Consider the following 12,053-nt stretch of genomic DNA (forward strand, 5'->3'; position numbering starts at 1 on the left):
CCTCCTACGTTATCATCATTATAACGTAATTTGTACATTCAATAAAACACTAAATGAATGAATTGATAGAATAATTTTTTCCATTTATAATTTAGTTTAAAATAACAAAATGAGGTCATCGTATGTCAACTATAAATGAAACGAATTATACATTAATAGAAAAGCAACTTGCTAGTTTAATTGAAGATGAAACCAACTTAATTGCTATTCTAAGTAACACTTCTGCACTACTTAATGATAATTTAGCCCAAATTAACTGGGTCGGCTTTTATCTAATAGATAATAATGAACTAATCCTCGGGCCTTTTCAAGGTCATCCCGCTTGTGTGCATATTGCTATTGGTAAAGGAGTGTGTGGCACAGCTGTATCTGAAGACAAGACGCAACTCGTTGAAGATGTTCACGCCTTCCCTGGACACATTGCTTGTGATGCTAATAGTAAATCAGAAATCGTAGTACCTATCCACGTAAATAGAGAAATTATCGGCGTCCTAGATATTGACGCCCCTATTAAAGGTCGTTTCAATGAGAAAGATGCACAAGGTTTACAAGCAATTGTCTCAGTTCTGGAAAATCAATTAGCTAAACAATAAAAATGTATTGACACTTTGTAAAATACTGGTACAATGAAATTTGTGTGAATTAACGAAAATAGCAGTTGTATATCAATAGGCTCTATGTTGTTCCCAATGCGGACGTGTCACGTAACTGTCGCTATAAGGTGAAGACACATAAAACAATATATCCTGTTGAGCATGCAACACTCTTTTTTGTTTCTTCATAACAACAAAAAAGAAAAAGGAGGAGTCTTATTATGGCTCGATTCAGAGGTTCAAACTGGAAAAAATCTCGTCGTTTAGGTATCTCTTTAAGTGGTACTGGTAAAGAATTAGAAAAACGTCCTTACGCACCAGGACAACATGGTCCAAACCAACGTAAAAAATTATCAGAATATGGTTTACAATTACGTGAAAAACAAAAATTACGTTACTTATATGGAATTACTGAAAGACAATTCCGTAACACATTTGACATCGCTGCTAAACAACACGGTGTACATGGTGAAAACTTCATGATCTTATTAGCTAGTCGTTTAGACGCAGTTGTATATTCATTAGGTTTAGCTCGTACTCGTCGTCAAGCACGTCAATTAGTTGGACATGGTCACGTTGAAGTTGATGGCCGTCGTGTAGACATCCCATCATATTCAGTAAAACCTGGTCAAGTTATCACTGTACGTGAAAAATCTCAAAACTTAGACATCATCAAAGAATCTATCGAAATTAGTAATTTCGTACCAGAATACTTAGACTTTGATGCTGATAACTTAAAAGGTACTTTCGTACGCTTCCCAGAACGTAGCGAATTACCAGCTGAAATTAACGAACAATTAATCGTTGAGTACTACTCAAGATAAGTTGCTTAGTTATAAAAACACCCTTTCCTATTGGATTGGGTGTTTTTTTATTGCATCTAAATTTTAACTATTTCTTATGTTTTCAACTCATCTTATAACTTAAACAGTTCGTCAGGAATATCAGAGATAACCCCATCTACCCCTACTTTAATCAAATCTTTAACATCTTTCGCCATATTAACCGTATAAGGCATCACTTTTAAAGATGCATCATGTGCTCGGGCAATAAATTTTTTATTAACTAATTTATAATTAGGATTCACGTAACTAGCATATGTGGCAATTTCTTCAAAGTTAGGTTGCTTGTACCAATATTTCTTCTTACTCACTAACAAGCCTAATTTATATTTACTTCGAAGCTCCGCTAAACGTTTCACACTATTAGCATCAAACGACTGAATAACCGCTTTATGGCTAGGTACATGATAAGCTTCTAATTTTTCTAACACCGCTTGTTCAATGCCTGGATACTGCTTAGGCACCTTAATCTCGATTAATAACGTTTTTGAATAATGATTAAATAATTCTAATATCTCATCAAATGTAGAGATAGTAGTATTCGCAAATTTTTCACTATGTTTAATACCAAAATCAAATTTTCTAATTTCTTCAAGAGTATAGTCTTTTATTTTACCTTTTCCGTTAGACGTTCGATCAATTGTGTCATCATGAATCACAACAAGATAATTGTCTTTAGTAAAATGAACGTCAATTTCTAACATATCAATATCTTGCATTAATGCAGCTTTCAATCCTTCAAGAGTATTTTCAGGATATTGATGAGATAACCCTCGATGTGCAACAATTTGAAATTCGTTATTAGGTTTATTAATTTTCATAGAAGACACCTTTCTTTAATTATGTAACACTTTGAACTACACTTAAATTACCATACTATAAATGGAGGTTAAACATGAATGATTAAACATGACTTTAAAGTTCAAACCAAATGGCAAGGAGGTCGTGATGAAGTCGGCACTGTAAATGGAGATGTTCTCTCTGAACAAATTTCTATCCCATCTTCCCTGGGCGGCAATGGTACAGGCACTAACCCTGATGAAATGTTAGTATCAGCTGCCTCTTCTTGCTACATCATTTCCCTAGCCGCTACTCTAGAAAGAGCGAAGTTTAGTAATGTAACGCTAACTGTAGATTCAGTGGGTACAGCTATTTTCGAAAATGGAAAATTCAGAATGGATAAGATTACACATTATCCTTCCATCTCTATTCCAGATAATGAAAAAGAGAATTTAAAAAAACGTTTACCAAAACTATTAGAGATTGCAGATAATAATTGTATGATTTCTAATTCTATAAGAAATAATGTAGCTATAGAGATTACACCAACTATTTTATAACAAATTATTCAGTACTCTTTTAATAAGCGTTTCTGTAAGTGAATTGATAATCTAGGAACAATAAAACTTTCAATCTCCGTCATCTACCCTAGCGTGGAACAATATTCTTTTCTCATCAAATTGATATTTGTTCCATGCTAATAATGAACCTTTAAAATTGTCAGAATTTTTGGTAAAATAAGTAAATCTAATTACGAGAGGAAAGTTTACCATGAATTATTATGAACCATTGTTATTAACACCCGGTCCTACTCCCGTACCTAATGAAATTAATCATGCCATGGCATTGCCTATGGTCGGTCATCGTTCTCCAGATTTCGAAGCTATTGCCAAAGAAGCTTTCGCAAATTTAAAACCTATCTTTGGTACTAAAAACGATGTCATGATTTTAACTTCAAGTGGTACCAGTGTTTTAGAAGCTAGTATGTTAAATATCGTTAACCCCGATGATCATTTTGTCGTTATTGTCTCAGGTGCATTTGGTAATCGTTTCAAACAAATTGCAGAAACTTATTATCAAAACGTACATGTCTATGATGTCGAATTGGGTAAAGCTGTAAATGTTGAAGAATTTGTGACATACTTATCTTCACTTGAGCATAAAATTACGGCCGTCTTTACACAATTTTGCGAAACTTCAACGACAGTCCTTCATCCTGTAGCACAATTAGGTAAAGCCATTAAAGAAATTGATGAAACTATCTATTATGTGGTAGATGGCGTGAGCTGTATTGGTGCTGTAGATGTCGATTTAGAAAGAGATAATATCGATGTGTTAGTTTCTGGTAGTCAAAAAGCGCTTATGTTACCTCCAGGTTTGGCATTTGTAGCATATAATCAACGTGCATTACAACGATTCAAAGAAGTAACTACACCACGATTCTATTTAAATTTGAATAAATATCATGATTCTCTCCAAAAAGACACAACACCATTTACTCCTAACGTTGGTCTGTTCAGAGCAGTAAATGCTTATGCAGATTTAGTGGAAAATGAAGGCTTTGACAACACAATCACGAGACATTGCACAATTCGAGATGCGTTAAGAGTTGCATTAAGCGCATTAGATTTAGAGTTATTAGTTGAAGATGCTTACGCCTCTCCTACTGTAACTGCTTTTATTCCAAGGGATAAAGAAGAATTAAACCATATTAAATCTACATTAAAATCTCAGTTCAACATTACGATTGCCGGTGGCCAAGGCAAATTAAAAGGTACAATCTTACATATCGGCCATATGGGAAAAGTATCACCATTTGATATTTTAGCGGTAGTAACTGCCCTAGAAATCATCTTATCAGATTATCGTAAAGTCAATTACATCGGTAAAGCAACTTCAAAATATACGGAGGTCATCTATCATGACGCATCAAATATTAGTATCTGATCCAATTTCTGAAGAAGGATTGCAAAGTTTAACATCTCATCCAAATTTCAAAGTGGATATTAACACTGGTTTAAGTGAAGATGAGTTATTAAAAACCATTCCAGACTATGAAGGTTTAATCGTACGTAGTCAAACGCAAGTCACAGAAGCGATAATCAAACAAGCAAAAAATTTAAAAGTAATTGCTCGAGCTGGTGTAGGCACTGACAATATCGATATCGAAGCAGCGACCTTACAAGGGGTGCTGGTTATTAACGCGCCTGATGGTAACACAATTTCTGCGACGGAACATTCAGTCGCTATGATTCTTACGATGGCACGTAATATCCCTCAAGCTCATGCTTCTTTGAAAAATAAAGAATGGAATCGCAAGCAGTTTAAAGGTGTTGAACTATATCAAAAAACATTAGGTGTCATTGGTGCTGGACGTATAGGAATTGGCGTAGCACAACGACTTCAAAGTTTTGGTATGAACGTCTTAGCTTTTGACCCTTATTTAACTGAAGAAAAAGCACAACAATTAGGTATAAAACTTGCGACAGTTGATGAAATTGCCGAACAGGCTGATTTCGTTACCGTGCATACGCCATTAACACCTAAGACAAAAGGTATCATTAACGCTGAGTTCTTTTCAAAAGCAAAACCAACATTACAAATTATCAATGTAGCCAGAGGTGGTATTATAAATGAACAAGATTTAATACATGCTTTGGATAACAATCAAATTTCACGCGCTGCGCTTGATATTTTCGAACATGAACCGCCAACTGACTCACCTCTTCTAGATCATGAAAAGATTATTGTAACACCTCATTTAGGTGCATCTACGGTAGAAGCACAAGAGAAAGTAGCAATTTCAGTAGCTGAAGAAATTGTAGACATTTTAGAAAATGGGAACGTTACGCATGCCGTTAATGCTCCGAAATTAAATTACAACGAGATTGATGAAGATACTCAACAGTGGATTAATATCGGACAATTGTCTAGTGAATTAGCGATTCAATTATTAGATGACGCACCTAGAGCTATTAAAATTACCTTTAATGGTGATGTGGCGAATAAAGAAACTGACTTAATTACGCGGTCAATTGTGACACGTGTCTTGCAACAAGATTTAGGCGAGCGTGTTAATTTAATTAATGCTTTAGCTCTTCTTAATGAGCAAGGTGTAGCACATAATATCGAGAAGCAAGCATCTCAAGGCGCATTCAGTAACTATATACAAGTCGATTTAACAAATGATACGGAAGAAGTTAAAATTGGTTGCACGGTAATTTCAGGATTTGGTGCACGCATTGTACGTATCAATGACTACTCAGTCGACTTTAAACCGAATGCTTATCAATTAATTTCTTATCATGGCGACCAACCTGGTATGGTTGGTTTAACTGGCCAATTATTAGGAAAACATGGCATAAATATCGCTTCAATGTCTTTAGGACGTAATATTGAAGGTGGCCAAGCCATGATGATATTATCTGTCGATCAACCCGTTCCATCTGAAACGATTAACGAATTATATCAACTCGGTGGATTTGATAAACTTTACGGTACATCATTAACACTTCCAAAAAATTAGATTATATAATTAAACAGCGATGGCAATCATAACTCGATTGTCATCGCTGTTTTAATCATTTTATATAAGAATATCTCTAATATGACTAACATGCTCTACAATGTAATCCGCTTCGTAATCCTCTAACTCTTCTCTTGCTGCTTGCCCTTTAAGACCAGTTAGCGTACCAATAAATGTAGCTCCTATCTTTTTAGCACACAGCAAATCTGCCAGTGAATCGCCGACGATAAATACCTCTTCTTTATTCACAATATTGGTTTGTTTTGAAACATAGTCTTTATACTTACTTTGATCATTTCCATTAAGCGTCGCAATATAACAGAATGGATTAGGTTTACCTAATGGCACATATTGAGGAAAAGCTTTCTCCGCATTCAACACATCTGTCGCAGTCACAATATAGTCATCTTGGAAGAACTGTTTCAGGCCGAGAGATTTAAATGGCACCATAGTCTCTGTTCGAGGTCGACCCGTTGCAATTGCAAGCTGATATCCCGCTTCTTGTAAATCGGTTAATAATGTTTGAATCTCTTCGACAGGTCTCAGTATAATCTCATCGTAGATAAAGCCTTTTTTAAAGTTTGAAATAGGTAACTTATCTTCAACTTCTTTAAATAAGCTTGAACCTAAATACCATTCTTGATAAATTTCTCTTGAAAAATGCCACAACGACCCTTTAAGTTTAAATAAGCTTGCATCGTCAATGTTTAATTGTAACTTAGCATACGCTTCCAATTCTGCATAAATATTGTCTTTACCGTGTTCACTATGATTAATAAATTCTAACGGTCTATCATAATCAATTGTGATATTTTGATTAATCAAATTTTGTAGTTTTGTTAATTCAAATTTAGATATAGCGTCGTAGTTTAAGACTTTTTCAATTTCATCTTTATCAAGGGTTTTTAAGATATTAATAAAGTGAATGCTAAATACGACAAATAACATATCCCAGTTAGAATTTAATCCTAGTGATTTTAATTGGGTTAAAATTTGGTCATCTTTAAACACTCGTTTACGTATATCATGAATGAGTTGATCGCTTATATCTTTAAATGGTATAGAAGTATCTAAACCTAAGAAGTCTTCGCTTTTTAGTATTTCTTCGACAGTAAGTGCCGAAACATCGAAACAACGTTCTTCACTTAAAAATACACCATCGACATCGAATAATATTGATTTCATATCCTTTTCTCTCCATTAATTTAGAATATTCTGATTCTTTTATTTATAAGTATAATTACTTACTTTCCATATTATCATAAATCAAAAAGCTAATGAACGTGTAGATTAAAGTCTGCATCGCTCATTAGCTTTTTATTAGTCAGATTTCCAAAAATTATTTTAAATGTTTTTCAATTTCATCTGCAACTTGTTGGACGTGTGTGCCGATGATGACTTGTGTAGAGTGTTTACCATTTTTAGTAACACCTATTGCGCCAGCGTTTCTAATCTTTTGTTCATCTATAATTGAATTGTCTTTCAATTCCATTCGTAATCTAGTTGCACAATTTGTGAGTGTATCTATGTTGTCACTACCGCCTAAGCCTTCTAGAATTTGATTAGCAGTTGTATGGTATTTCCCTTTTCCAGAAGCAACGGCTTGATTGTCAGTGTCATCGCTAGATACTTCAGTTGGATCAGCCAGTAAATTATCTCCACGACCAATAGTATTTAAGTTAAACACTTTGATGACTACTCGGAAAATCACGTAATATAAAATAAAGAACACTACGCCTTGTACGAGCAACATTAATGGATGATTTGCGACTGGATTGATTAATGATAAGACATAGTCAATTAATCCAGCACTAAATGAGAATCCTGCAGTCCAGTGAAAAACAGACGCTATAAATAAAGATAAACCAGTAAGGAATGCATGAATAAGGAATAAAATCGGTGCCACGAACATAAAAGCAAATTCGATAGGTTCCGTTACCCCTACTATAAATGCAGATACAGCACTAGCTAAAAACCAGCCCCACACTTGTTTCTGTTGCTTAGTTTCAGCACTATGATACATCGCTAATGCAGCAGCTGGGATACCAAACATCATGATTGGGAAGAACCCAGCTTGATAACGGCCAGTAAGACCTTTTACTGCGTCTTGACCAGTTTGGAATTTCCCAATATCATTTATTCCTGCTGTATCAAACCAGAATACGGCATTCAATGCGTGATGTAATCCAGTTGGTATAAGTAAACGGTTGAAGAAACCATATAAAAATGCACCAAATGAGCCGAATCCTACAAGCCATTTACCAAAGGTTACTATACCTGTAAATACTAATGGCCATAAGAATAATAGAACAACTGCTAATGCAGTACAGAAGAATACTGTCATAATTGGAACTAAACGTTTACCACTAAAGAATGATAATGCCATAGGAAGTTCGACTTCGCTAAACTTATTATAAGAATATGCAGCGATTAAACCGATAATCATACCTAGAAAAACGTTAGAATTATCCATCTTAGTAAATCCTAAGTTGACTGCTTTTTCTTTAATATTAAACATTAATGCGACGTTTTCAGGATTTAATACTTTAGTTACCATCGCATAACCTAGTGCGCCAGCTAATGCGACAGCCCCATCATTTTTCTTAGCCATACCGATTGCTACACCGATAGCAAAGATTAAACCTAATTGACCTAAGATTGCAGTTCCGACAGTTGAAAAGAATAACGCAACTGTAGGAAGTGCATGGAGTGCTTTGAGTAAGTTACCAATCCCTACGATAATTGCCCCTGCAGGTAGCACTGCAACTGGCAACATGAGAGATCTCCCTAAATTTTGAAAAAATTTAAACATTTGTGTCCTCCCAAAATCATACTTATTTACAATTAATAATAGAATTTTTAAAAAGTATGTATTTTTTATTCCTTTATTAATTTACCACAAATGAAAGCGCTTTTGATGTGTCATTTTTACAAACATTTAATAATAAAATGATGTTAAGGTGAATAATGAGTCAAAGACTTGATTGATATATAAATTCGAAAGCTCACACAAAATATAATTAGATTTACTCTTTGCATTTTAAACGCCAAATTATATAATAGGATTATGGTTAAAGGCTTTCGCCCTTACCTTTTTAAAAGAACTTTCTAATAAGTGCTATGATTTTATTATTAGGTTAGCAATGATTAACCAAATCGTTAGCACTTATTGATTTTTTTATTTCAAGCTCTTTTTGCCTTCTATTATATATAACATATACGAAAAACAATTACTTCTTGATAAACTAGTAATACTTTATTCACTAAATTATTTTCAATCTATCAAGAAATAAAAACTCCCCACCTTATATAAATGGATGAGGAGCACATATTATAAACTTCGTTTAAATTTCTTCAATTGTTCCAAAAGTTAGGAAATTCTCTATAATTATTATCCCTATGAGGATATGATAGCTTTTTTATATTTTAGCCAATTAACAATATCTATCATTATATATTTTAAAACTTCTGTTAGTACGATTGTTCGGTTAACGAGCTACATTTTATTCCTTACTAGTTCCAGCAAAATTTGTATACTGGCTTTTTATTTCATCTAATCGCTTAACAAATTGATCAATTAAATGTTGTGGCGCAATTATTTTGGCATGTGGAGCTAACTGATAAGATATGTAAAATGCATCTAAGTCTGTACAATTTACTTCAACCTTAAGAGTCGTCTCATTTTCTTCTAATATATTTTGTACTGAAAATTGTTGGTTAAATTGATCCCAAATTTTTTTACTTATTTCAAAAACAATTGAATTTTCTGTATTCACTTGTTCGAACTGTGTTTCTAATATAGTTAAAGAAATTATTGAACGTACTGGTATAGTTAAAATTTTCTTTTTATATTCATAGGTGAACCAATATTCATAATGCATATACATCATTGATAATGGTTTAACAATAATTTTCTCAACTTGTCCTTCAATATTTAATCTTACTTTTAATTTCTTCATGATAGCGCTTTGTAATGACATTAAATTATAACCTGGTAAACGCTCATCTCTTTGATTGAAGTGACTTAATACTGACATTAAAACCTTTTGATTTTCAATATTTTGTCCATTTATCTCTTTTTTAAAAAAATCATAAATTTCCTTATGTAATGTAGGAGTTAAACTTTTAATTTTAATTAATAAACTTAATAGACGTAAGCTTTTTTGGTTGTGTTCAGTGTTAACTAATTGATAACCATTTAGTCGTCTGTTATAAATCACTTTGGTTTGTTGGTCACACCAAAATTCACTTTCATAGAAAAATAAATTGATGGTATTAATATCTCTTTGTATTGATTTAGAGCTTACATCACTCATATAAATTAAGTCTGATGGATAAACCACATTTTTATTTATTAAACATGTTAGTAAGTTCAAAACTCGCGTTGCTTTGTCCAAGAAAATCAACTCCTAAGAAAATTATAAAAGATTAAACGGACACATATTGTCTTTTTACAATCTTTATTAATTTAAAAATAAGGAATAGACTCATAATTCATCTATTTTTATGAATTATGTTCTATTCCTAAAATATATCGCTTTATCAATTGAGTTTATTATGATTGATGTTTACGATTTGAAAATAGTAAAATACTTCCTGCAACTCCTAAAATAGCAGCAATAATTGTAGTTATGCCTGTTTGTTGTACCCCTGTTTCAGGTAATACTGATGCTTCATTTGATTGCATTTGTTGTTGATTAGTGTTTGAAGGCATGTCTGAGGTTGATGCTTGATGGTTAGCATTTGTTTGGTTTTCGTTTACTTGAGCAGGTTGCTGAGAGTTACCTTGCATATTTGCTTTTTCTTCACCATTATTAGAAGCTTTAGTTTGGTTTGTATCTTGCGACTCGTTTGGATAAACATATTCTATCGGCGCTGCACTTTCACTAAGTTCTTCCCCTGCTTTAACTCTATTCAAATACTCTTGATATGTTTCATCACCAACTACTATGCGAACGTCTGAACCTGGCCCGCCGCCAAAACCTTCAGTGGCCCCAGTTTTATTTTCGTTAAACTCTTTTTCTGTAAATACATATACTGGCGTTTTTTGTTCTGCCGCATGTGCTTGTCCTGTAAAAATACCTGTTGCTAAAACTGTCCCTGCTAGTGTAGTTGCAATTAATCCTTTTTTCATTGTACTAACCTCCATTGATTGATAACTTCAGTTGAAGTTTATCAAGTGACGAGGACATATAATGTCGGTTTACAATAAATATTAATTATTTCTTACTTTACGTATATAATTTCTAACTTTTTCAAATTCCTCATCTTTTGCTTTTACATACCCTTCATGTCCATATATATCGCTAATAACTTTTTTTCCTTTTTTTAGTTTTACTTATATCTAGAAAAGCATCGCTAATCTTAGTCTTCCACGATTGACTCATATAACTTCTTACAGAAATAGTATCGTTAGGAATTTTATCACTACGATAAATGACTTTAGTATCTTTATAAATTTTAGGGTAATCTTTTTTTAAATCTGTTCTAGCATCTTGATAAGTAGCAGCTGCATCGATATCGTTGTTTAATAATGATATTAAAGCTTGGTCATGCCCCTTCAATTGTTGAATATTTAAATCATTTTTGGTAATATCTATCTTTTCCATACTTGCTAAAGGATAAATATATCCTGAAGTTGATTCAACATCTTGAAGTCCTATTGTTTTACCTTTTAAATCTTTTAAATTTTTAATTTTACTATTCTTTTTAACAACGATTTGTGAACGATAATAATCTATAAGTTGATTGGTTTTATTTCCTTGATTATCCACGAGATAACCTTTTGATTTTAATAATACTTCAGCTGCACCTTGATCATGAGCGATGACATACGATACAGGTGAAATAAATGCCACATCAATCTTCTTAGATTTCAATGCTTCAACCATTGTATTATAATTTGTCGAGATGTGTACTTTAACTGGAATGCCAAGTTCTTTTGATAGTAACTTTTGTAGCGGTTTAATTTTCGCTTCTAATGTTTGACTATTCTGTGAGGGTACAAATTCTATATTTAATGTTTTAGGTTGGTAGGCTTCTTTATTATTTGATTCTGAAGTTTGATCGCAACCTGAAACGATTGAAACTAATATTATTATTACTATTAAACTAAGTAACTTTTTCATATTCCAATATCTCCACACCCTATATATTTTAATTTCTCATACTCTATATTAAATATTATAATTTAACATAAATATTTATAGCAATGTATTTTTATTATTTTCACTTTGTATTTACATATTTCTTAATGTTTTTAAAATAAAAAAACTCTCAAATTGTCATTGTTTTTATATGTATGAAATATTA

10 protein-coding genes and 1 pseudogene are annotated in these 12,053 nt (G+C 32.8%); 5 read left to right on the forward strand and 6 right to left on the reverse strand.

Translation table 11 applies throughout. The annotated features are described in order from the left end of the window. Window positions 1-122 precede the first annotated feature (122 nt). Together FH144_RS04935 and rpsD are read left to right on the forward strand one after the other, a co-directional pair. Entirely contained in the window at window positions 123-593 is a 471-nt protein-coding gene (locus FH144_RS04935; RefSeq protein WP_242314100.1) for a GAF domain-containing protein, read from the forward strand. 221 nt (window positions 594-814) lie between these two features. After that, window positions 815-1,417 (forward strand): 30S ribosomal protein S4, encoded by a 603-nt coding sequence (gene rpsD / locus FH144_RS04940; RefSeq protein WP_107508350.1) that lies wholly within the window; start codon window positions 815-817, stop codon window positions 1,415-1,417. A gap of 92 nt (window positions 1,418-1,509) precedes the next feature. Here the strand turns inward: rpsD and FH144_RS04945 are convergent, their stop codons facing one another. Then, window positions 1,510-2,256, reverse strand: a complete 747-nt coding sequence (locus tag FH144_RS04945; protein ID WP_242314102.1) for a glycerophosphodiester phosphodiesterase — start codon at window positions 2,254-2,256, stop codon at window positions 1,510-1,512. Between the two features lie 78 nt (window positions 2,257-2,334). On the opposite strand from FH144_RS04945, the gene FH144_RS04950 reads away from it, so the two are divergent. The 3 genes from FH144_RS04950 (at window position 2,335) to serA (ending at window position 5,741) form a co-directional block, all read left to right on the forward strand. Continuing rightward, the gene (locus FH144_RS04950) at window positions 2,335-2,775 is read left to right on the forward strand and encodes an OsmC family protein (RefSeq protein ID WP_242314104.1); all 441 of its coding nucleotides are present in this window, start codon (window positions 2,335-2,337) and stop codon (window positions 2,773-2,775) included. A gap of 211 nt (window positions 2,776-2,986) precedes the next feature. Beyond that, window positions 2,987-4,162, forward strand: a complete 1,176-nt coding sequence (locus tag FH144_RS04955; RefSeq protein ID WP_242314106.1) for a pyridoxal-phosphate-dependent aminotransferase family protein — start codon at window positions 2,987-2,989, stop codon at window positions 4,160-4,162. Next, entirely contained in the window at window positions 4,137-5,741 is a 1,605-nt protein-coding gene (serA, locus tag FH144_RS04960; protein WP_242314108.1) for a phosphoglycerate dehydrogenase, read from the forward strand. The genes FH144_RS04955 and serA overlap by 26 nt, the downstream gene beginning before the upstream one ends. Before the next feature lie 60 nt (window positions 5,742-5,801). Here serA and FH144_RS04965 read toward each other — a convergent pair whose 3' ends face one another. From FH144_RS04965 to FH144_RS04985, 5 genes and pseudogenes are all read right to left on the reverse strand, one after another. Further along, the gene (locus tag FH144_RS04965) at window positions 5,802-6,926 is read right to left on the reverse strand and encodes an HAD family hydrolase (RefSeq protein ID WP_242314110.1); all 1,125 of its coding nucleotides are present in this window, start codon (window positions 6,924-6,926) and stop codon (window positions 5,802-5,804) included. A 154-nt stretch (window positions 6,927-7,080) separates the two neighbouring features. Next, complete coding sequence (gene nagE / locus FH144_RS04970; RefSeq protein ID WP_242314112.1) at window positions 7,081-8,553, reverse strand: N-acetylglucosamine-specific PTS transporter subunit IIBC; 1,473 nt, start codon at window positions 8,551-8,553, stop codon at window positions 7,081-7,083. A 691-nt stretch (window positions 8,554-9,244) separates the two neighbouring features. Further along, complete coding sequence (locus FH144_RS04975) at window positions 9,245-10,138, reverse strand: helix-turn-helix transcriptional regulator (protein WP_242314114.1); 894 nt, start codon at window positions 10,136-10,138, stop codon at window positions 9,245-9,247. Window positions 10,139-10,296: 158 nt separating this feature from the next. Beyond that, complete coding sequence (locus tag FH144_RS04980) at window positions 10,297-10,875, reverse strand: LPXTG cell wall anchor domain-containing protein (RefSeq protein ID WP_242314116.1); 579 nt, start codon at window positions 10,873-10,875, stop codon at window positions 10,297-10,299. A gap of 81 nt (window positions 10,876-10,956) precedes the next feature. Further along, window positions 10,957-11,869 (reverse strand): annotated as a pseudogene (locus tag FH144_RS04985) (phosphate/phosphite/phosphonate ABC transporter substrate-binding protein). Between the last annotated feature and the right edge of the window lie 184 nt (window positions 11,870-12,053).

This window comes from Staphylococcus sp. acrmy (genome assembly GCF_022690565.1).
GTDB classification, from domain to species: Bacteria; Bacillota; Bacilli; order Staphylococcales; family Staphylococcaceae; genus Staphylococcus; species Staphylococcus caledonicus.